This is a genomic window from Photobacterium sp. WH77 (genome assembly GCF_022014395.1).
Lineage (GTDB): Bacteria > Pseudomonadota > Gammaproteobacteria > Enterobacterales > Vibrionaceae > Photobacterium > Photobacterium arenosum.
Genome location: NZ_JAKLTE010000007.1, coordinates 69,260 through 89,196, shown reverse-complemented (window position 1 = coordinate 89,196; position 19,937 = coordinate 69,260). Strand labels below are relative to the sequence as shown.

At 54.9% G+C, this 19,937-nt stretch carries 21 protein-coding genes; 5 read left to right on the top strand and 16 right to left on the bottom strand.

Annotation, left to right across the window (positions count from 1 at the left end):
* Window positions 1-18: 18 nt before the first annotated feature.
* The 5 genes from L6J37_RS09705 to L6J37_RS09685 are packed head-to-tail and all read right to left on the bottom strand — an operon-like array spanning window position 19 to window position 4,727.
* Window positions 19-771 (bottom strand): sulfite exporter TauE/SafE family protein, encoded by a 753-nt coding sequence (locus L6J37_RS09705; protein WP_237794908.1) that lies wholly within the window; start codon window positions 769-771, stop codon window positions 19-21.
* Window positions 768-1,562 carry an SDR family NAD(P)-dependent oxidoreductase gene (locus L6J37_RS09700; protein WP_237794907.1) on the bottom strand — a complete coding sequence of 265 codons (795 nt, stop codon included), beginning with the start codon at window positions 1,560-1,562 and terminating at the stop codon, window positions 768-770. Before L6J37_RS09700 ends, L6J37_RS09705 begins: the two co-directional genes overlap by 4 nt.
* Window positions 1,555-2,508 (bottom strand): SDR family oxidoreductase, encoded by a 954-nt coding sequence (locus tag L6J37_RS09695; RefSeq protein WP_237794906.1) that lies wholly within the window; start codon window positions 2,506-2,508, stop codon window positions 1,555-1,557. The genes L6J37_RS09700 and L6J37_RS09695 overlap by 8 nt, the downstream gene beginning before the upstream one ends.
* Window positions 2,505-3,431, bottom strand: coding sequence for a bile acid:sodium symporter family protein (locus L6J37_RS09690; protein ID WP_237794905.1), 927 nt, complete (start codon window positions 3,429-3,431; stop codon window positions 2,505-2,507). The genes L6J37_RS09695 and L6J37_RS09690 overlap by 4 nt, the downstream gene beginning before the upstream one ends.
* Complete coding sequence (locus L6J37_RS09685; protein ID WP_237794904.1) at window positions 3,432-4,727, bottom strand: flavin-containing monooxygenase; 1,296 nt, start codon at window positions 4,725-4,727, stop codon at window positions 3,432-3,434.
* A 207-nt stretch (window positions 4,728-4,934) separates the two neighbouring features.
* Here L6J37_RS09685 and L6J37_RS09680 point away from each other — a divergent pair, with 207 nt between their 5' ends.
* The gene (locus L6J37_RS09680; protein ID WP_237794903.1) at window positions 4,935-5,924 is read left to right on the top strand and encodes an AraC family transcriptional regulator; all 990 of its coding nucleotides are present in this window, start codon (window positions 4,935-4,937) and stop codon (window positions 5,922-5,924) included.
* Here L6J37_RS09680 and cpxA read toward each other — a convergent pair.
* A complete protein-coding gene (gene cpxA / locus L6J37_RS09675; RefSeq protein WP_237794901.1) occupies window positions 5,894-7,327 on the bottom strand; it encodes an envelope stress sensor histidine kinase CpxA in 1,434 nt (477 codons plus the stop codon). The genes L6J37_RS09680 and cpxA overlap by 31 nt on opposite strands.
* Complete coding sequence (locus tag L6J37_RS09670; RefSeq protein WP_192015970.1) at window positions 7,324-8,013, bottom strand: response regulator; 690 nt, start codon at window positions 8,011-8,013, stop codon at window positions 7,324-7,326. The genes cpxA and L6J37_RS09670 overlap by 4 nt, the downstream gene beginning before the upstream one ends.
* Window positions 8,014-8,178: 165 nt before the next feature.
* Between L6J37_RS09670 and L6J37_RS09665 the strand changes: the two genes are divergently transcribed.
* A complete protein-coding gene (locus L6J37_RS09665) occupies window positions 8,179-8,685 on the top strand; it encodes a CpxP family protein (protein ID WP_370630678.1) in 507 nt (168 codons plus the stop codon).
* Between the two features lie 477 nt (window positions 8,686-9,162).
* A complete protein-coding gene (pfkA, locus tag L6J37_RS09660) occupies window positions 9,163-10,125 on the top strand; it encodes a 6-phosphofructokinase (RefSeq protein ID WP_027250596.1) in 963 nt (320 codons plus the stop codon).
* A gap of 117 nt (window positions 10,126-10,242) precedes the next feature.
* Here the strand turns inward: pfkA and tpiA are convergent, their stop codons facing one another.
* Window positions 10,243-11,013 (bottom strand): triose-phosphate isomerase, encoded by a 771-nt coding sequence (gene tpiA / locus L6J37_RS09655; RefSeq protein ID WP_192015969.1) that lies wholly within the window; start codon window positions 11,011-11,013, stop codon window positions 10,243-10,245.
* 371 nt (window positions 11,014-11,384) lie between these two features.
* On the opposite strand from tpiA, the gene L6J37_RS09650 reads away from it, so the two are divergent.
* Complete coding sequence (locus tag L6J37_RS09650) at window positions 11,385-11,732, top strand: 5-carboxymethyl-2-hydroxymuconate Delta-isomerase (protein WP_237794899.1); 348 nt, start codon at window positions 11,385-11,387, stop codon at window positions 11,730-11,732.
* Window positions 11,733-11,842: 110 nt separating this feature from the next.
* Here L6J37_RS09650 and L6J37_RS09645 read toward each other — a convergent pair whose 3' ends face one another.
* From L6J37_RS09645 to L6J37_RS09620, 6 genes are all read right to left on the bottom strand, one after another.
* Window positions 11,843-12,154: a DUF3135 domain-containing protein gene (locus L6J37_RS09645; protein ID WP_192015967.1), complete on the bottom strand. Its 312-nt coding sequence runs from the start codon at window positions 12,152-12,154 to the stop codon at window positions 11,843-11,845.
* 152 nt (window positions 12,155-12,306) lie between these two features.
* A complete protein-coding gene (locus tag L6J37_RS09640; protein WP_237794897.1) occupies window positions 12,307-13,050 on the bottom strand; it encodes a ferredoxin--NADP reductase in 744 nt (247 codons plus the stop codon).
* Window positions 13,051-13,079: 29 nt separating this feature from the next.
* Window positions 13,080-13,697: a helix-turn-helix transcriptional regulator gene (locus tag L6J37_RS09635; protein WP_192015965.1), complete on the bottom strand. Its 618-nt coding sequence runs from the start codon at window positions 13,695-13,697 to the stop codon at window positions 13,080-13,082.
* Window positions 13,698-13,863: 166 nt separating this feature from the next.
* On the bottom strand, window positions 13,864-14,871 hold the full coding sequence (gene glpX, locus L6J37_RS09630) for a class II fructose-bisphosphatase (protein WP_192015964.1): 1,008 nt from the start codon (window positions 14,869-14,871) through the stop codon (window positions 13,864-13,866).
* Between the two features lie 213 nt (window positions 14,872-15,084).
* On the bottom strand, window positions 15,085-16,602 hold the full coding sequence (gene glpK / locus L6J37_RS09625) for a glycerol kinase GlpK (RefSeq protein ID WP_192015963.1): 1,518 nt from the start codon (window positions 16,600-16,602) through the stop codon (window positions 15,085-15,087).
* A gap of 42 nt (window positions 16,603-16,644) precedes the next feature.
* Window positions 16,645-17,496: an MIP/aquaporin family protein gene (locus L6J37_RS09620; RefSeq protein WP_237794896.1), complete on the bottom strand. Its 852-nt coding sequence runs from the start codon at window positions 17,494-17,496 to the stop codon at window positions 16,645-16,647.
* A gap of 474 nt (window positions 17,497-17,970) precedes the next feature.
* Between L6J37_RS09620 and zapB the strand changes: the two genes are divergently transcribed.
* Window positions 17,971-18,213 (top strand): cell division protein ZapB, encoded by a 243-nt coding sequence (zapB, locus tag L6J37_RS09615; RefSeq protein ID WP_192015961.1) that lies wholly within the window; start codon window positions 17,971-17,973, stop codon window positions 18,211-18,213.
* Between the two features lie 84 nt (window positions 18,214-18,297).
* Here the strand turns inward: zapB and rraA are convergent, their stop codons facing one another.
* Window positions 18,298-18,783 carry a ribonuclease E activity regulator RraA gene (rraA, locus tag L6J37_RS09610; protein WP_192015960.1) on the bottom strand — a complete coding sequence of 162 codons (486 nt, stop codon included), beginning with the start codon at window positions 18,781-18,783 and terminating at the stop codon, window positions 18,298-18,300.
* Window positions 18,784-18,900: 117 nt separating this feature from the next.
* Window positions 18,901-19,809: a 1,4-dihydroxy-2-naphthoate polyprenyltransferase gene (locus L6J37_RS09605; RefSeq protein WP_237794895.1), complete on the bottom strand. Its 909-nt coding sequence runs from the start codon at window positions 19,807-19,809 to the stop codon at window positions 18,901-18,903.
* Between the last annotated feature and the right edge of the window lie 128 nt (window positions 19,810-19,937).

Below are 19,937 nucleotides of genomic sequence, written 5' to 3'. Positions count from 1 at the left end.
CACTATTGTAGCCTGCATTCATGGCCAGGAACCAGTGCTGAGCGCTGCCCAGGAAAACAATGTGTTGGTCATCAGAATCAGCCCGACGACCAGCAGGACACCAAACACCAGCTTGCTGAAGTGCGCCTGATCGATACTGTGATGCAGCCGGTTACCGATACATGCCCCTATGCCGACACAGGGCGCCAGCCAGAGCAAGGTTTCCCGGTAGGGTGCCAGTTCGCCGGCCAGGATAAAATACAGGGTCAGGCAACCATTGAGGCTGAGCCAGACCGTCAGCAAGGTTGCCCTGAACTGGGTTTTATCCAGCGAGGTGCGGGCCAGCGCATAGACCAGCAGCGGGCCGCCGGAGGCGAACAGGCCGTGGGTGATCCCGGCCGCGGTGATGGTGGAGTGCCGCCGCAGTGCCGGCATCTCAACCGCCGTCGGTTGCAGCAGGGCTCGGGCGGCGAACCAGATGATCAGGCCGGCAAACAGGGTTTTGCTCAGCAGTTCGGGGACATAGGGGGTCAGCCCGACACCGACGGCTGTGCCGACCAGCATCATGGGCAACACGGAACACAGCAGGAATGAAACCTGTATGTGCTGTCTGAGCTTCCAGACCAGCGGCGCCGTCATCAGCAGATTCAGCGGCACCAGAATATGAACCAGTGATGCCAGATCCATGACCAGCGCCCCCAGCGACAGCGCCAGCACTATACTGCCAAATCCCGTCATGGCTTCAATACCAAAGGCCAGAATAATCGCCAGGCCCAGCCACACCAGTGTCATGGTTTGACCTCAAGCTCAGTGGCAAATTTCCGGCTCATCAGGTGCAGAAAAACCCGCGGCAGCAAACGGTACAGCAGGCTGGAAAAATGGGTAAAGGCATCCGGGAACAGCCGTTGTTTGTCTTGCCTGATGGCAGTGACAATCTGCTCGGCCATCCACGAACTGGGGCGTATTTTACCGACCATAGAGCGTTGATGGCGGCTGCGGCCCCCGTCGCCATTAAGGGCATTGTGCTCTATGGGGGTATCGAGAAAGCTCGGGTAGACCATCAGAACTGTCACGCCGTCGCTGTGCATTTCAGCCCGGAAAGTTTCAAAATACTGGTGCAGGGCTGATTTAGAGGCGCAGTAACCGGCCCGGCCCAAAACAGGCATCCAGCCTGCCATCGAGCTGATGTTGACCACTTTGGCCTGGTGTTGCACCAGCAGCGGCAGCAGCCCCTGGGTCAGGCGGACCGGCGCGAAGAAGTTCACCGCCATGACTTTTTCTATCACTGCCGGTTGCGTAATACGGGACAGCGAGCGGTGGGTAATACCGGCATTGTTGATCAGCAGCGCAATCTCAGGCTCGCGCTGCCGGATATCAGTAATCAGCGTGTCTATGGCATGGCTGTCAGCCAGATCGCAGATAAAAAAACGGCTGTCTTCCAGCGTGGCGGCCAGTTCAGTCAGCTTATCCTGGTCCCTGTCTATCAGATACAGCCGGTAGCCATATGACAGACGAATCGCCAGATCGCGGCCCAGCCCTGAGGCGGCGCCGGTGAGGATGGCAACAGGTTTGTGCTCAGTCATGCTGACACCCCCTGGCCGGGATCAACCCTTGCTGGCTGGCATAATATTCGAACACCTCCAGCGAGGTTTTTTTCGGGATATAGCCAAAATCAAATTTCAGCGCGTAGTTTGCCAGCACGGGGCGATAGCGAAGAAAATCCAGTTGCTCGGGCCCGTATTGGGTCATACGCAGCAGCTTGCCGACCCGCAGGGCGCTTTTCAGCAGCCAGGCCGGTAAATCACGGGTGTCTTTACCGAGAATATCGGCGATTTGGTGAACGCTGAGGGCACCGTCTCCCGCCAGATTGAATTGCCCGGATTTACTATGGCTGACCCCCTCGGTGATGATATCGACGACGTCCTGATCCCAGATGAAGACAAACGGCGACGGCGAGCCTTTAACGGCCAGCAACTTGTCTTTGCGAAACAGGTCAGTGATCAGATTGTTGGTCTCAGCGCCCAGCACAGTGCCCGGGCGCAGGATCAGCTGCTGCAGTTCCGGGTAGGCGACGCGGTATGCGGCCAGCATCTCTTCCACCAGTCGTTTGTGGTAGCTGTAGGAAAAATGCCGGTTCCCCCGCAGCGGGTCGGACTCACGCAACCACTCTGCATTATCGGCATGATAGCCGTAAGCGGCGCCGCTGCTGGTCACTGTCAGGTGGGCGACCTGGCTGGTGATACAGGCTTTGAGCAGATTTTCCGTCCCGTTGACATCAATGTCATAGTCTCTTTGCCTGTCACGGGATGGCTGCACAATACTGGCCAGATGGATGACATGGCTGATGTGGTGACGTCCAATGAAATCGCTCAGCGCGGCAGAACGAATGTCCATTTTCTGGTAGGTGACGCCCTCAGGCTGAGCATCATGAATATCAATACCAAATACCTCGGCGTGCTGGGCGAGGCGTACACTGAGCTGCCGGCCCAGATAGCCCTGGCAGCCGGTGATTAAAATTCGCTGTGTCATAAGGTCCCTTTATGCTGTTCGCGAGTGGATGAAACAGGTGAGGTGAGGGCAGCGCGGCGGTTATCCAGCCGGTGCCAGCAGTAGCACAGTCCCATGCCACTGATCAGATGCCAGATCCCCCAGCCTGCGGCAATAATGGCCATACCGGTCAGATCGCCGAAAAAGGTGAAAATGATGCCCAGTCCCAGGCCGGAGTTCTGCAGGCCGACTTCCAGTGTGATCGCCCGGCGATCGGCAACCGGCAACTTCATGACCCAGGCACAGAGCCAGCCGATGGCCAACGCCAGAGCATTGTGGAAGATAACGGCCAGCAGGAAGACACTGGCGCCGGCGATAAAGCGCGGCCAGTTAGTGATCAGCGCGATAGCCACAAAACCGAACAGGGTGAGCAGCGAGATGATGCGGAAAAAGGGTTCGCTGCGTTTGGCAAAGCCGGGGGCCATCTGGCTGCAGATCAGTCCGAGCGTCAGCGGTAACGCCAGCACCAGTGCCACCACAGTGAACAGGCTTTCCGGTGGTACAGCAATTTGCTTCAGTAACTGGGCGGTGTGCGGGTTCATGCTGGCATAAAACATGAAATTAAAGGGGGTCATGAAGGCCGCGGCGACACTGGCGATTCCAGTCATACTGATGGACATGGCCGTGTTGCCTTTGGCCAGATAGGTGACGATATTGGAAAAGCTGCCGCCGGGGCAACTGGCGACCAGGATTAATCCCAGCGCCACTTCGGCGGGCATGGGCACCAGCAGGGTGAGCAGCCAGGTCAGCGCCGGCATCAGCACAAACTGGGCAGCCAGCCCGGTCAGGGGGCCTTTGGGCTGGCGAACAACCTGGCGGAAGTCGGCCGGTTTGAGACTCAGGGCGATGCCAAACATCATCATCGCCAGAATCAGATTCAGTAACAGCAGGCTAGTGCTCGACATTCAGCTCTCCCATTGCAGCTGGCGAATTTCGTGGTTCAGCGCCGCCAGATAATCGGCTTTGTGTACATAGTAGGCCATGCGTTCCAGGTTCAGGTACGCAATACCGCCATCAATTCTGCGGCTGGCCTGCTGGCGGACTTTGTGCATGAATTTTTCTGCTGCGGCCGGTTTCTCATGGCGGGCCCGGATAAAACGGGCCACCAGCTGAGCCTGATCATCGCGTCCCTGCCAGCCAAGACCTGAGGCTTCTACCATCCCCATCACAAACAGGTTGTCATGCTGTGGCGTGAAAATATTAAGGTACAGGCCAGGTGCATCACCGTTCCAGTTAAGGTGCTGGCGGTCAATAAAGGGGTAATGCAGAGAGTAGCCGGTGGCCTCAAGGATCAGATCATACTCTGCTTCCTGCCCGTCCTGAAAACGCGCACCAGTCGGCAACAGTTGCTCAATCGACGGGCGCACAGTGATATCACCGTGCCCTATGTGGTGCAGGAACATGGAATTGACCACAGGGTGGGATTCATACATACGGTAGTCGGGATCTGGCAGGCCAAACTGGCTGGGTTTGCCGGAGATCAGCCGGACCAGGGTGCCGTCGACCATTTGCTTCAGCCGGTTCGGCAAGCGCACTTTGCCACCCAGGGTATCTGTGGGTATGCCCGCCACAAATTTGGGCAGGAAGTAATACCCGCGGCGGATCACCATATCAACCGAGCGGGCGCGGTGCACGGCATCCACCGCAATGTCGCAGGCACTGTTACCACAGCCGACAATCAGTACACGTTTTCCGGCAAAGACCTCGGCGCTTTTATAATCGCTGCTGTGAAATTGCTCACCCTGGAAGTCACCGCCAAAGTTGCCCCGTCTGGGGTGATGTAGCGTACCATTGGCCAGCAATACCCCGGATGCCGTCAGGGTAAAGGTCTCACCATGCTGACGGTATGTGACCAGCCAGTTGCCCTGGCAAGGTTCCACCTTTTCCACCCAGGCATGGAAACGATAGTGACCATACAGATTAAAGTGCCGTGCATAATCCTGAAAATAGCGACAAAGCTGATCATGTTTCGGGTAGGTGGCCACATGATCCGCCATCGGAAAATCAGAGAATTCTGTCATTCGCTTGGAGGAAATCAGGTGAGCCGATTGGTACATGGTACTGGTCGGGCTGCTGATGTCCCACAGTCCGCCGACATCGGCATGGGCTTCCAGCCCGATGACAGGCAATCCTTGTTCGGCCAGGCGGCGCACTGTGCACAGGCCCATAGGCCCGGCTCCAATCACAACGTAGGGATGCATACTGAATGACTCTCTGTTTAGGTCCTGAATACTATCATTAACTTTTTGTTAACACTTTGCTATGGCCCAGACGGGACGTGAACAGGTTAATTCGGGATGTAATGGCCCGAAATAACAGCCGGGTTCCGAGCCGTATCACGGTGCTCGCCGGCGGGCCTGTGGTATAACGGCGGTAAGTATGATCAATTGACTGCCCGGGTTAGCGCTATGTACCCCAGCACTGTTACATCAGGATTCAGCAAAGCGATTCTTAAATTTCTGCCGTCTTTGGGGATAGCTCTGCCGGACGCGCTGCGACGTCAGGTGGCTGCCTGTCCGGCCGGTGAGCGCTTGCCGCTGTCGCTGCAGGATCAGCTCTGGCAGGCGATTGCGGATCACGCCGATTGCGACGGGGTCGGGTTGCGGATTGGCCGCCAGCTGCAGATCGATCAGTTTGATATGCTGGGCTTTTTGTTACTCAGCAGTGTCAATCTGGCCGGTGCGGTGGACAATTTGCTGCGTTTTTCTGATCTGGTCGGAGAAGGCGGACGCTTTGCCCGGTTCCACAGTCAGGAAGGCTGGCACCTGGTCTACCGTCCTCATTTTGAAGCGGCCAGAGCCGCGCGGCTGGAAGCCATTTTTGCCAGCGTGATGCAGGGCGCTGCCGTGGTCGCCAGCGGCCCGGTGATCCCAAAGCTGGTCGCGTTCGAGCATTCGCCTCAGGCGCCGTTAGCCCTGTACCATGAGGTGTTTGGCGATACCCAGGTCTGTTTTGCCCGGACAGGGAACTACATGGTTTTCAGTGATGAAGACTGGCTGTGCAGCCGGCGTGACATCCAGCCGGAATTGCAGGCTCAGCTGATACGGCTGGCCCAGCAGCAGATGAAACGCCTGGCTCCAGCGTCTTTTCTGGAGCAGATCAGCCATCTGCTGACACAGCAACCCAGCCTGACCCGCGCCCAGACCGCGGCCTTGTGTAATCTCAGCGAGCGCCACCTCAACCGCAAGCTGGCGGATTTTGGCGTCAGCTTCAGGGCATTGTCTGAGCAGATAAAAAAACAGCAGGCGCTGCAGATGCTGAACCAAAAGGGCAGCACACAGGCTAACCTGGCGCTGTACTTTGGTTATGCGGACGACAGTGCGTTTGCCAAAGCGTTCAAACGCTGGACCGGCATGGGGATCCGGGACTACCGTGCTTCCGGCTGTGACAACGAGTGACGCTGGCTTTTCTGCGCCAGCGGCAGCAGCAGGGTCACTCGCAGGCCACCCAGCGGACTGCGGCTGGCGGTGATGCTGCCATTGTGCTGGCGAATGGCATTTTCTGTGATGGCCAGCCCCAATCCGGTGCCGCCGCTGTGGCGATCCCGGGCGGTTGATACCCGGTAGAAAGGCCGGAAAATATCTTTCAACTGATCATCGGGTACCCCTTCGCCGTTATCGTCTATGGTCACGGTCAGCGAGTGGTCATTGGCGCTGAACTGAACTTCGATGCGATCTTGGCTGTAGTAGATGGCATTACGAACGACATTTTCCAGGGCACTGATCAACAGCTCGGGGTTTCCGGCCAGCGGCCAGGACAGCAGCGGGCTGCAGGTCAGGCTTTTCTGGTGCTGACTGGCTTCAAATTCGGCATCATCCAGCATCTCCTGCCACAGGCTGACCGCATCACTGTATTCGCGGGTTTCCTGCCCGTGTATCTGCATCCGCGACAGTTCCAGCAGTTTGGCGATCATGGCTTCCAGGCGCTCCGCTTCGGTATCAATCCGATCCAGCTCCGGACTGTTGCCCTGCTTGCGCTGGGCCAGGGCGGTCGCCATGCGAAGCCGGGTCAGGGGAGAGCGCAGCTCGTGAGAGATATCCGACAGCAACCGCTGTTGCCCGCCTATCATCTGATTGACCGAGGTGACCATCTGATTGAAGCTGGCACCAGCCTGGCGAAATTCGCGCGGCCCGGAGGATTCGAGTGCCGGATCCTGGGTGAATTGTCCGCTCGCCACCCGTTGCGCCGCTTCCTGCAGTTTGCGCGCCGGGCGGCTTAATGCCCAGGCCAGCCACAACAGCAGCGGCGTACTGATCAGCATGGTCAGCAGCAGCAGATGAAAAGGCTGATCGAGAATGCGCAGAAAGAAAGGCGGTGGCCGGTGTGACACCCTGCCGATATACATCAGCGCGCTTTGCTGCTGATCTTTAACCAGAAAAGGCCCGGCCACCATCCAGCGGCCGTAGAGTTTCTGGCGCGGCGCGTCCGGGCTGTCGGCACTGGTAATGAAATTGCGCAACGCTTTGGTGCGCTGATGCGGCGTGAGCAGCTCGCCGTCATCATTGGTGAAATACAACTGCATACCTTTGTGGCGCTTGGGATCAGCCAGCGGCTGCAGTTTTTCCTGCAGGGTGCCGGGTTGACTGCTCAAGCGCTCAGAGATGCGCTCCGCCGCGTCCTGATAACGATTCAGTTCCGGCTGAGGAATAGTGTGTTGCGAGCGTGGATCAAGGTGCGGTAACAGCAATAGCACCACAACGACCAGCATCAGGGTCAGCCAGAAAATCGCAAAGATCCGGCTGGAGAGCCGGTTGAAAATGGGCAGGCTGAACACAGGCAGGTTAAACAGGGGCCGCTTCATCCCGCCTCCACAAACAGATAGCCTTTGCCGCGCAGGGTTTTTATTCTGGGCTTACCGTCTTCGCGCGGGGGGAGTTTTTTACGCAGGTTCGAGACATGCATGTCGATGGCGCGGTCAAACGGCGCCAGGCGTTTGCCCAGCACTTCCAGGCTGAGATCCTGTTTGGTCACTACTGTGCCGGGGTGGCGGATCAGGTGGCTGAGCAGGGCCAGCTCAGTCGCTGTCATGTCGATCAGCTCACCGTTACAGGTAACTTCCTGGCGACCGGGATAAATGGTCAGATCCAGATAGGTCATGCAGTCTGGTTCGCTCTGGTTGTCCTGCACCATGCGGGAGCGGCGTAAAATAGCACGCATGCGGGCCAGCAGTTCCCTGTCACTGAAAGGCTTGGGTAAATAGTCATCCGCGCCCAGCTCGAGTCCCAGCACTCTGTCGATCTCTTCGCCTTTAGCGGTCAGCATCAGCACTGGCGTGCTGGTGGTTTCGCGGAGTTTACGCAGCATATCAATGCCATTCATGACTGGCATCATGACGTCCAGCAGGATCAGATCTGTGTCTTCATCAACCATTAACAGCCCTTGCTCACCATTGTGCGCGACGCGCACTGTGAAGCCTTCCAGCAGAAGGATGTCATTGAGCAGTGCTGTCAGTTCATTATCGTCATCGACCAGAAGAATGTTTGCCATACTGATTCCATACCCTCTAAATGATTCAGGTTAAGTATCCCCTATGCCCGAAAGCAGGCCAAGCCGGATGACAGTGCTTTACCCAGCTTTACGTTTTCACGACAACAGTTTACCTGCCAGCGGGTAGTATTTGCTTATCGGACATCAACAGAGCGAGAACAGGATATGAATAAGACTATGACCCGGAAAATGAAAACGACAGTCGCTATGGTATTAGCGGTACCTATGCTGCTGGGCTCCGTTTCGGCACTGGCGGAAGGGGGCAAGTCTCATGGTAAAGGTCATTATGGCGACTGTGGTGGTCATCGTGCCGAGCGCGGCGTTATGCAGTCTCTGGATCTGACCGACGCGCAAAAAGAGCAGATGCGCAGCCTGCGCGAGAGCAATAAGGCAGAGATGCGCGAAAACATGGCCCAGGGCCGTGAAGCCATGAAAGCAAATCACGATAAGATGCAAGATTTGCTGCTAGCCGACAACTTTGATGAAAATGCAGTGCGTGATCTGGCCAAGCAAATGTCAGATCAACAAATTGAGCGTCGTGTGAGCATGATGAAAAAACGTCACGACATGCTCAACATTCTGACAGCGGAGCAGAAAGCACAGTACAAGACATTAAAAGCTGAGAAGCAGGCAGAGTGCATGGCGAAATGGAAAGAAAAACACAGTGAATAATGCTGCATTTGACTGAAAATACCGAAGCCACAACGAAATGTTGTGGCTTTTTTTGTTGTCACCATGAGCTTAACTTGTCAATTTTGTTATTAAATTTCATCACAAAACCGCTATACTGCGAATAATATTTAGCTGTCCATGTGGCCGGAAACCATACTTACCGTCAGGGTTCGGGAGAATTTGCCGGCGAGGCGGCCGACATTGCGAACTAAGCATATACTTAGTGGCATATAGCCTGGCGGCAACCTGGGGTACAAAACACACTCGGGGTTCCAGTATGCCAACAAGGCTGCCGACACATGGCAAGTTTACGTGATATGAATCAATACATCGTTTTTCTAAATTGTAATACTCCTACATTAGTAGGAAAGTTACAGTTTACGCGAGTCGCCACCGTGAGGGAGGCGAGGCGGAGTCGCTGACTTGGGCCAGCTCGCAAAGGAAAGGATTTTCATTTCCCAAAGTCAGAGGGTAACCATGATTAAAAAGATTGGTGTTTTGACCAGTGGCGGTGACGCCCCAGGTATGAACGCGGCGATTCGCGGAGTTGTTCGCGCAGGTTTATCAGAAGGCCTGGAAGTTTACGGTGTATATGATGGCTATCAGGGCCTGCATCAGAACCGTATTCAGAAACTCGACCGCTCCAGTGTCTCTGACGTGATCAACCGGGGCGGCACGTTTCTTGGCTCTGCCCGTTTTCCTGAATTCCGTGATGAGAAAGTCCGTGCTCAGGCGATCGAAAACCTGAAAATTCACGGTATCGATGCGCTGGTGGTGATCGGCGGTGATGGCTCTTACATGGGGGCGAAAAAGCTGACCGAGATGGGCTATCCGTGTATCGGCCTGCCCGGCACCATAGACAACGATGTGGCCGGTACTGATTATACGATCGGTTTTATGACGGCGCTGAATACCGTAATTGATGCGATTGACCGCCTGCGTGATACCTCATCGTCGCACCAGCGTATTTCGATTGTTGAAGTCATGGGCCGTCATTGCGGCGATCTGACCCTGATGGCATCGATTGCCGGTGGCTGTGAGTACATCATCACTCCGGAAACCGGCCTGCACAAAGAGCAGCTGCTGGCCAAAATCAAAGAAGGCATCTACAAAGGTAAGAAGCACGCAATTGTGGCGATTACCGAGCTGATGACAGACGTCAATCAGCTGGCTAAGTATATCGAGACGGAAACCGGCCGCGAAACCCGCGCCACCGTGCTGGGCCATATCCAGCGTGGCGGACAGCCAACTGCCTTTGACCGTATTCTGGCTTCTCGTATGGGTGCTTACGCGGTTGATTTGCTGATGCAGGGCGAAGGTGGCCGTTGCGTGGGGGTGCAGAATGAAAAAATGGTCCACCACGACATCATTGATGCCATCGAAAATATGAAACGCCCGGTGCGCACAGATTTGTACAAGGTTGCCGATAAGCTGTTCTGATCATTTCAGGACGGGACAAGTGAATAAAAAAAGCCGACGCTGCTGTGGTCGGCTTTTTTGTGCTCCTGCCTGAGACAGGATGCTGCCGGAGCGGCGTGTGCCGCCCCTGATGGTATCTTATTTCTTGGCTTCAGCTGCTGCTTTCGCGATAGCGGCAAAGCCTTCTGCATCCAGCGCTGCACCGCCAACCAGGGCGCCGTCGATGTCTGGCATCGCAAACAGCTCAGCGGCATTGCCGGCTTTAACCGAACCGCCGTACTGGATCACTACGTTTTTCGCGACTTCTGCGCTGAAAGACGCGATGTGGGCACGGATAGCGGCGTGAATGTCCTGTGCCTGCTCGGCAGTCGCCGCTTTACCGGTACCGATGGCCCAGATAGGTTCATAGGCGATGATGGCACCGTTCAGGGCTTCAACACCTTGTGTTTTGATCACAGCGTCCAGCTGGCGGGCACAAACGGCAACCGTTTCGCCGGCTTCGTTTTGCGCTTCAGATTCACCGATGCACAGTACAGGCGTCAGGCCGTTCTCTTTCAGGAAGGCAAACTTCTGAGCCACGAACTCGTCCGACTCGTGATGGTACTCACGACGCTCTGAGTGGCCGATGATGATGTGGCTGGCGCCGAAATCTTTCAGCATCTCAGGTGAGATATCACCTGTGTAAGCACCGCTGGCGTTCACATCAACGTTCTGGGCACCCAGAATGATCTTGCTCTTGCCCTGGCTGATCAGACGCTGTGCCAGATCCAGGTACATCACAGGTGGCGCGACTGCCACATCAACGCCCTCAACGCCAGCCAGCGCGGCATCCAGACCTGTCAGCAGGTTGGTGACCATTTCTTTGCTGCCGTTTAGTTTCCAGTTACCCATAACTACAGGATGACGCATAAGATTTTCTCCATATCTATGTGATGTCTAAAGTCAGACTAAACTGAGTACACCGCTGTCAGGCAGTAGTGTGTTCAGTGCAGCCTGCCTGATAATGCAGGTTTAAACGTCCGACAGTATACGCCCGATAGACGTAAACTTCCTTAATCTCGAACAAATCCATGCCCGGTTGTACCTGTTTCAACGGCAAAAGTGAACTCTGAGCTGTAATAAATTTTCACTTTCAACTCAGAGCGGCTAGCCACATTGATGGTGAAAAGTGATCAACAGGGGATTTCTGCATGCCCGTGTCGCTGTCGTCAGTAAAATCGGCTAAGTTATGCGCCAGTTAATGGAATATCGGGTCGCCCCTGACCAACAAGGAGAGTTGTATGCCCCACCTGAAGCTGGAATTTGCCGATCCCGTTGCTGAGCGCGTTAACGTTGCAGCCTTACTGGAAGATCTTCATCAGTCATTGCTAACCTGCGGGGTATTTGAACCCGCCTCTGTGAAATCTCGTGCCTATCCTTGTCATCAGTGGCAGGTGGGAGAGGGCGGTGATGCTCATAATTTTATTCATCTGGAACTGGCTTTGTTGTCGGGGCGTGACGATGACTGTAAGCGCGGACTGGCAGAGCGTCTGATGCCGCTGCTGGAGCAGCACGCTGCGACGATTGACAGCCTGACGATTGAAATCCGGGATATGGAAATCGACACCTATTTGAAGTCGAAAAGATAGCTGAAGCTGAAAAGACAGCTGAAGCTGGAAGTGGAGATCCTATCTTTAACTCTCAGACCAAAAAAACGGGCCAGCATTCAGGCTGGCCCTCGGTATTCGTATCGCTGGCATTATGCCTGACGGCGAAACGGCATCACTTTCGCTTCATGTTCTGTCAGGGTTTCCGGCGCTGTCAGTGAGCGGGCAAAGCGCTGTAATTGTTGTTGTAATTCAGCCCGCAGCAGCATATTGGTATGGTTCGGGTTTTTACCCCGCGCAATGACCTGGTTGATGTGGCTCATCTGCGCGCGCAAGCGTGGTTGCATGGCTGGGCTGGCGTTTTCAATGATTTCCTCGCTCATTCGCAGTCGCAAGGCTTCCAGCTCTTCAGGTGCCGTTTCGGCCAGTTTTTTGAGTTCATCAAAGGATGGTAACGTCTGCATAACTCATTCCCCAAGCGTCAAATCTGTGACTTACTTAACACTAGATGGCGGGGAATGAAAAAAACGTCTCATTGATGAGACGCTCAATAAAAGTGACCTGAGTGTACAGGGAATAAGACTGGCAGTGGCTTCTGAGCCTGCTACCAGCCCGGTTACCAATAGTGCTCGACAGTGATCTGGCCGGGCTTACGGCGCAGGTTTTTCACAAATCCGCGCGCTTCCAGTACCGCCTTGGTGTCTTTCACCATCGCCGGGTTACCGCACAGCATCAGTTGCGAGGTTTGAGGATTGAGCGGTATGCCGACATGGCGTTCCAGCAGGCCGTCTGAAATGGCCTGAGGAATGCGGCCGGTGAGCGCAAGTGGTGCCGGCTCGCGGCTGACAAAGGGCTGGACGATCAGCTGTTCGGGATGGGCTGCTTTGAGCGCGTTGATTTCTGCCTGATAGCTGAGATCGGCGGCAAAGCGAACGGCATGCACCAGCACGATTTTACGAAAGCGCTGCCAGACCGTGTCTTCCCGCAGAATCGAGAGGTAGGGCCCGATGGCCGTCCCGGTTGACAACAGCCACAGGCTATCCCCGTCAGGCACTTCATCTAAGATAAAGAAGCCGTTAGCCCGGGCGGTGATGAAGACTTCGTCTTCGGCTTGCAGGGCGTGCAGGCGAGGGGACAACAAACCGTCAGCCACTCTGGTGGCGTAGATTTCAATCTGATGGCTGCTGGGCGGATTGACAAAGGAGTAGGCGCGTTGGATCATTTTGCCGTCGCATTCCAGCGCCAGCTTGGTAAATTGCCCGGCTTTAAAGGGTTCAATATTCGCCTCCAGCGTTAAACTGAACAGTTCGCTGTTCCAGTGACGATTACTGATAACCTTGGCAGGGATCCAGTCAGCCATTGTGATCTCCTTCTTACATAGTCAGATTCTCAGGACGGATTAATGCGGTAGCTGCATCTGCGCTGTCCGGCAATAATGTGTTCGTTACGCTCTATTGTCACACTGTCTCCCAGCAGACGCTGGAAGACCGCCAGTTCAGATCGACAAAGAGAGGGGCAGCGCTTCGCGGCATGGCAGATAGGACAATGGTTCTCAATCAGAATGAAGCCGTGTTCATCGGACTCCAGCTGTGCCATGTAACCTTCCTTTTCCCTCAGTGTAGTCAGAATCTGAAGTTTTTCTTTTAAATCTGTGGCCTTTGCAATGGCCTGCTGATACTGGTTCAGCGTGCCTTCTTCGCGCTGCAGCAAAATCTTCTGCAAGCCTTCCTGACCGAACAGATTTTCCACTGAATCCAGCATTTGAATGATCAGGTCACCGTGACGATCGGCAAACTGCTCATGGCCTTGAGCTGTCAGGTGCCAGTGACGGGTTGGCCGGCCGACTTTGGCTTTGATATCTTCAAACCCCACCAGACCGTCGTCTTCCAATCCCTGCAAGTGCTGGCGCACTCCCATAGTCGTCAGGCTCAGCTCCTCTGACAGGGCTTTGGCAGTGACCGGGCCGTCTTGCTTCATTCTATGGAGAATTTTATCTATGGTTTTCATAGTCGTATTACTTGTATTCATGCGCCTATTATGTGGCCAGCTAAGTATATAAAGCAATGGCTTTACTAAATAGCATAGCCCAGCTTTATAAAAAAAGCAGTGAAAGTCTTATTATGATCAGGCGGTTATCCCGGTACTAATCACATACCGGGACGGCAGAGAGCTGTCAGAGAATATGAGGCAGGATAGCCGGGTCTTTTCTGTCCAGGTAATGAATCGACTTGATTCGGCGGATCGTGCGGCATTTACCGCGGATTAGCAGGGTCTCTGTGGTGGCGATATTGCCATTGCGGGTAATGCCGTCCAGCAAATCGCCTTTGGTGATACCCGTACCGGCAAAGATCACATTGTCGCTTTTCGCCATTTGCTCCAGCGGCAGGACCTGATTGGGTTCAATACCCATTTCGCGGCAGCGGTCCATTTCCTGCTGGCCCATGCGGTAGTTGTCATCACTGCCGCCTTTGACCAGAAAACGTGGCAGCAGGCGCCCTTGCATATCACCGCCTAACGCCCGGATGGCCGCCGCCGAGACCACACCTTCCGGCGCACCGCCGATGCAGTACATTACGTCGACTTCGCTGTCTGGCATGCAAGTGAGAATGGAAGCGGCTACGTCGCCGTCCGGCACGGCATAGACACGAATGCCCATGGCCTGCATTTTGGCAATAATCTCGTCATGGCGCGGTTTCGCCAGTGTGGTCACCACCAGGTTTTCTAACGGCTTACCCAGCGCGGCAGCGATATTGACCAGGTTGTCTTCCAGCGGCAGATTGAGATCTATCTGTCCCTTGGCTTGCGGGCCGACCACCAGTTTTTCCATATACATGTCAGGTGCTTTGAGAAACGCCCCTTTTTCACCGGCCGCCAGCACCGCCAGCGCATTGTTCTGGCCCATGGCGGTCATCCGGGTGCCTTCTATCGGATCGACCGCGATATCGACCGCATCGCCACCGGCACCCACCTGCTCGCCGATATACAGCATAGGGGCGTCGTCAATTTCCCCTTCACCGATAACAATCTCACCGGTGATCTCGGTTTTGTTTAGCAGGGTACGCATGACCTCGACAGCAGCGCCGTCAGCGGCGTTTTTGTCGCCACGGCCGAGCCATTTATAACCTGCCAGCGCGGCACCTTCAGTGACACGGGAAAAAGCCATTGCCAAATCGCGTTTCATGGGAACTCCAGAACTACTCAGTAAAAAGATATCAGGTCAGTCACAGATATCGGGGTGTCGATTCTCTGCGCGAATTGTAACACAGACGCCAGCGCAGCGTTTCCTGCTGCAAGGTATCGATAAAAAAACAAGCCTGCCGGGAAGGGCAGGCTTGTGGTCAGAGTTAAAACACTCTGCGTGAAAAGACTCGGCGTGACAACGGCTCGGCGGGGATTACTCGTCCTCGTCGATGGCCCAGCCTTTGGCGCATTCCACGGCGCGCTTCCAGCCTTTATAGCGTCGGGCGCGTTTGCTGTCATCCGGACACGGGGTGAAACTGCGCTCCAGTACGGCTTTGTTTTTCAGCTCATCAATGCTGTCCCAGAAGCCCACTGCCAGACCGGCCAGATACCCGGCGCCCAGTGCGGTGACTTCTGTCACCACGGGGCGGTGCACTTCGGTGTTCAGCAGATCAGACTGGAACTGCATCAGGAAATTGTTGGACACCGCACCGCCGTCCACTTTCAGTGCGGCCAGATGGATCCCTGAATCCGCCTGCATGGCATCCAGAACATCACGGGTCTGGTAAGCAATGCTTTCCAGTGTGGCGCGGATCAGGTGGTTGTTGTTGACACCTCGGGTCAGGCCGACAATGGCGCCGCGCGCATACGGGTCCCAGTAAGGGGCGCCTAAACCGGTGAAGGCCGGCACCACATACACACCGTTGGCACTGCCTACTTTTTCTGCAAAGTACTCAGAATCTTTGGCATCGCCCAGCAGTTTCAGCTCATCACGCAGCCATTGGATCGAGGCACCGGCCATGAAGACCGCCCCTTCCAGTGCGTAAGCCGGCTCGCCTTTCGGGCCGCAGGCCAGGGTGGTCAGCAGGCCGTTCTGCGAGTTGACTTTCTCTTTGCCTGTGTTCATCAGCAGGAAGCAGCCGGTGCCGTAGGTATTTTTGGCCTGACCCGGTTCCACACACATCTGACCAAACAGTGCGGCCTGCTGGTCACCGGCAATACCCGCGATAGGCACACGGGTGCCGCCTTTGCCGCCAATGTTGGTCTGACCGTAGATCTCGGAAGAGGCTTTCACTTCCGGCATCATAGACAGCGGGATATCCATGACTTTGAGCAGTTTTTCATCCCACTCCAGCGAGTTGATGTTAAACAGCATAGTCCGGGAGGCGTTGGTGTAGTCGGTGACATGAACACGGCCTTGGGTCAGTTTCCAGATCAGCCAGGTATCTACGGTACCGAACAGCAGGTTACCTGCTTCGGCCTGCTCACGGGCTCCTTCGACGTTGTCCAGAATCCACTTGATTTTGGTGCCGGAGAAATACGGGTCCACGACCAGGCCTGTGTTGTCACGGATGTAGGCTTCCAGATCCTGTTGCTGTTTCAGCTGCTGGCAGATGTCGGCGGTACGGCGGCACTGCCAGACAATGGCGTTGTAGACAGGTTTGCCTGTGTTCTTGTCCCAGACAATGGTGGTTTCACGCTGGTTGGTGATACCGATACCGGCAATCTGATCGGTGCGGATACCGACTTTGGCCAGGGCTTCCACCATAGTGGAGCTTTGACTGGCCCAGATTTCCATCGGGTCGTGCTCAACCCAGCCCGCTTTGGGGTAGATTTGAGTGAATTCGCGCTGCGCAGTGCAGACTATGTTGGCGTCATGATCCATGATCACAGCGCGTGAACTGGTGGTTCCCTGATCGAGTGCGACGATGTACTTTTGTTCTGTGGTCATCTGAGGATCCTCTTCTCTGATTAATTATAGATAGCGCTGCAATCAGGCTTGCGCGACTTCTTTCTCATTGTCTGATTCACATTGGTTCGGCAGGGTACAGCGGTTACCCGGCAGATAGACACCAATGACTTTCGGATACAGCCAGGCACCGAAGCCGGCACCGGCAATCGGCGCCAGAATAGGGATGATAAAGTAAGGAATATCTTTTCCGCCAGTCAGCGCCATGTCGCCCCAGCCAGCCAGGTAAGCAAAAAACTTGGGGCCAAAATCCCGGGCCGGGTTCATGGCAAAGCCAGTCAGCGGGCCGAGTGAGCCACCAATCACGGCGATCAGTATACCTATCAGTACCGGGCCAAGAGCACCACGGGGTGTACCGTTTTTCTCATCACCTATGGCCAGAATGGCAAACATCAGCACAGCGGTAATGACAAACTCGACGGCAAAGGCGCCGCTCAATGACAGGGCAGGATTCGGGTAGGTAGAAAAAATGCCAGCCGTGGCCAGGCTTTCGACACTGCCGCGAACAATCCCATGCGCACTTTCGAATTCGGTGAACAGATTGCTGTAAAGGCCGTATATCAACGCGGCCGAGCAGAAGGCGCCAGCCAGTTGAGACAGGATGTAAGGGAGTACTTTTGCTTTATCAAAACCGTGAAAAATGGCTAATGCAATGGTGACGGCCGGGTTAATGTGCGCGCCGGAGACACCCGCCGTGCAATAAATCGCTATGGTGACTCCAAGTCCCCACATAATACTGATTTCCCATTGACCGAAGTTAGCACCTGCTAACACCAGCGCGGCGACACAGCCTACTCCAAAGAAGATGAGCAGTCCGGTGCCAATGAATTCTGCCAGGCATTCGCCAAGCAGCGTAGGGGGTTGTCGTTTTGTCATGTGCCAATCCTTGTGTCGAGTGATAGGTAATAGAGTTGTTATCGTTATGTGACCAAAAAATACTCGAATGGTGATTTATCCGAAAGGGCCGCGAATCAAAAATGTGCGTTCGAGCATATAATTTGTTTGATTGGTCGATATCGAAAGGAAAGCGAAAGGTATGAATAGAGTTAATACTCTATTTCGTGTTGAGAGGCGCGAACACTAGCATGTCAGCCGCAGCGGTTCAAAATGTGCAGGGGAAAACTGAGTGATCGCTAACAGTTCACCGTGTCTGGCAGCGCGCGATGCCTTACTGAAGGTAAAATGTTGTGGAAGTTTGGATGATTTTTATCCGATTGTGGCAAAGCGTGGTATTAGTAGATGCCAGACGAATAAGGCCTAGTTAGAATAGGGGCTACATTGGAATTGTAATTTGCCTGGTAGACGCAGTTTAAGCTGCGGTCTTGCGCAGGTGCTGATAGGGTGAAAATTATGTCTTTAGAGATGCTGGAACAGCTGGAAGCCAAAGTGCAAATGGCTGTCGATACCATTTCCCTGCTGCAGATGGAAGTGGAAGAACTGAAAGAGAAAAACGATAATCTGGTAAACCTTGCTCAGGAACTGCGCGCAGATCGTGAGTCACTGGTCCAGGATAACGAGAAGCTGCGTAATGATCATCAGGCGTGGCAGGAGCGTGTCCGCATGCTGCTGGGTAAAATGGAAACGGTGGAATAATTTCCACAACAACTGCCACCCGCAAGAAAAACAGAGCCATTTGGCTCTGTTTTTCTTTAAAGCGCACAGAATGTCAGCGGGGTATCAGTCGATATCCAGAGGTTCCGGAGACAAAATTACCCCGGTGTTGTCTGCATAGAGATGATCTTCCGGCAGGAAGGTGACTCCCCCGAAATTAACAGCGACGTCTACTTCCCCCGTTCCTTGCTTGTCAGCGCCGACTGGAATTGAAGCCATGGCCTGAATACCGATATCCAGCTCATCTAATTCATCGACATGGCGCACACAGCCATACACTATGATGCCTTCCCACTCACTCTGTACTGCCATTTGCGCCAGTTCGGCATCAATCAGCGCGCGACGAAGCGAACCGCCACCATCAATTAACAGGACTCGTCCAGCGCCCGGTTCTGCCAGCACAGTCTGAAGCAGACCATTGTCTTCAAAACATTTTACTGTGGTGATCTGGCCTCCGAATGAGCTTCGGCCACCGTAAGAGCTGAACATTGGCTCAACCACGTCAACCAGGTCGAGGTAAATATCACAGAGTTCAGAGGTATTGTATTCCATAAGCTCGCTTCTTTATTGGCAGTAATATTAAGCAGGACAGGAAGCAGAAAGCGCCCATTCACTAACTTGCTGAAAGTATAACCAGCTCAGGCTGCATTGCAATCTCGACGCCATGCTTTAGCGGTCGGCAAGCAATCCGATGGCAAACAGCAGGTTAGTCATCAGTGCTATTTTAGCCAGTAAGGCCAGCATAGGAGCCAATGATTGCGCTTTTTGCGTGGCCAGCACGTTAGCGGCATGCGCCAGCAACCAGGGGGCGGCCAGCAGAAACAACCAGCCCCACGGTGAACGGGCTGTCAGCAGGGCATAGGCCGCAAAGCCGAGCAGGCTGGCTGCCATGAGCAGCAGGTGATACCAGCGGCCTGCTGTCGGACCGAGTCTTGCCGCCAGAGTGAGTTTTCCGCAGGCCCTGTCGTTATCAATATCACGCAGGTTATTGAGATTCAGTACCCCGACCGCCAGCAGTCCGCTGGCCGTCGCTGGCAGTAAAATGGCCCATTGGAACTGTTGGCTCTGCAGATAATAGCTGCCGCCGACGGCGACCCAGCCGAAGAAGAACAGTACCGCAGGATCGCCCAACCCGCGATAACCATAAGGTTTCGCGCCTAAGGTATAGGCCAGTGCTGCCAGCACAGAAGCGACACCCAGGGCCATAAAGCTGAGCAAGACGGTGAGGGATGGTCGGGCCAGCCAGAGCAGGGCGATGCCGCTCAGGGTGGTTAACGTCAGGGTTACGGTTATGGCTGCCCGCATGGCAGGTAGGGAAATCCGGCCCTGCTGCAGTCCGCGCTGCGGCCCCAGTCGGTGGCGGTTATCCGTTCCTTTGCGCACGTCGCCATAATCGTTGGCCAGGTTAGACAATATCTGGAGCAGCAAAGCTGTCAGCAGAGCCAGCAGGGCGATCGCCGGTGAAAAGTGCCCCTGGGCAGCGGCCAGGCTGTTACCGCACAGCAAAGCGGCCATGGCCAGCAGCAGGGTTTTGGGCCGGGTCGCATCCAGCCAGACGGAAAGAGAGGACAAAGCCATGATCCCAAGATAAAGACAGTATAGGGTGTGAGTATGGCCCGATTACAGAAAGGAATGTTGTTCTGGCGCAACAAGAAGATAAAAAACGGGATGCCGATCGATAATCTGGCATCCCGCTGAGTAAGGAT

Bases quoted from the DNA above. Each gene is read 5' to 3' on its own strand.
- zapB (WP_192015961.1), top strand. From the start codon at position 17,971: ATGTCTTTAGAGATGCTGGAACAGCTGGAAGCCAAAGTGCAAATGGCT.
- L6J37_RS09645 (WP_192015967.1), bottom strand. From the start codon at position 12,154: ATGCAGACGTTACCATCCTTTGATGAACTCAAAAAACTGGCCGAAACG.
- L6J37_RS09695 (WP_237794906.1), bottom strand. From the start codon at position 2,508: ATGACACAGCGAATTTTAATCACCGGCTGCCAGGGCTATCTGGGCCGG.
- L6J37_RS09650 (WP_237794899.1), top strand. From the start codon at position 11,385: ATGCCCCACCTGAAGCTGGAATTTGCCGATCCCGTTGCTGAGCGCGTT.
- L6J37_RS09635 (WP_192015965.1), bottom strand. From the start codon at position 13,697: ATGAAAACCATAGATAAAATTCTCCATAGAATGAAGCAAGACGGCCCG.
- L6J37_RS09700 (WP_237794907.1), bottom strand. From the start codon at position 1,562: ATGACTGAGCACAAACCTGTTGCCATCCTCACCGGCGCCGCCTCAGGG.
- L6J37_RS09605 (WP_237794895.1), bottom strand. From the start codon at position 19,809: ATGGCTTTGTCCTCTCTTTCCGTCTGGCTGGATGCGACCCGGCCCAAA.
- glpX (WP_192015964.1), bottom strand. From the start codon at position 14,871: ATGAAACGCGATTTGGCAATGGCTTTTTCCCGTGTCACTGAAGGTGCC.
- L6J37_RS09670 (WP_192015970.1), bottom strand. From the start codon at position 8,013: ATGGCAAACATTCTTCTGGTCGATGACGATAATGAACTGACAGCACTG.
- tpiA (WP_192015969.1), bottom strand. From the start codon at position 11,013: ATGCGTCATCCTGTAGTTATGGGTAACTGGAAACTAAACGGCAGCAAA.
- glpK (WP_192015963.1), bottom strand. From the start codon at position 16,602: ATGACCACAGAACAAAAGTACATCGTCGCACTCGATCAGGGAACCACC.
- L6J37_RS09665 (WP_370630678.1), top strand. From the start codon at position 8,179: ATGAATAAGACTATGACCCGGAAAATGAAAACGACAGTCGCTATGGTA.
- rraA (WP_192015960.1), bottom strand. From the start codon at position 18,783: ATGGAATACAATACCTCTGAACTCTGTGATATTTACCTCGACCTGGTT.
- cpxA (WP_237794901.1), bottom strand. From the start codon at position 7,327: ATGAAGCGGCCCCTGTTTAACCTGCCTGTGTTCAGCCTGCCCATTTTC.
- L6J37_RS09620 (WP_237794896.1), bottom strand. From the start codon at position 17,496: ATGACAAAACGACAACCCCCTACGCTGCTTGGCGAATGCCTGGCAGAA.
- pfkA (WP_027250596.1), top strand. From the start codon at position 9,163: ATGATTAAAAAGATTGGTGTTTTGACCAGTGGCGGTGACGCCCCAGGT.
- L6J37_RS09685 (WP_237794904.1), bottom strand. From the start codon at position 4,727: ATGCATCCCTACGTTGTGATTGGAGCCGGGCCTATGGGCCTGTGCACA.
- L6J37_RS09680 (WP_237794903.1), top strand. From the start codon at position 4,935: ATGTACCCCAGCACTGTTACATCAGGATTCAGCAAAGCGATTCTTAAA.
- L6J37_RS09705 (WP_237794908.1), bottom strand. From the start codon at position 771: ATGACACTGGTGTGGCTGGGCCTGGCGATTATTCTGGCCTTTGGTATT.
- L6J37_RS09640 (WP_237794897.1), bottom strand. From the start codon at position 13,050: ATGGCTGACTGGATCCCTGCCAAGGTTATCAGTAATCGTCACTGGAAC.
- L6J37_RS09690 (WP_237794905.1), bottom strand. From the start codon at position 3,431: ATGTCGAGCACTAGCCTGCTGTTACTGAATCTGATTCTGGCGATGATG.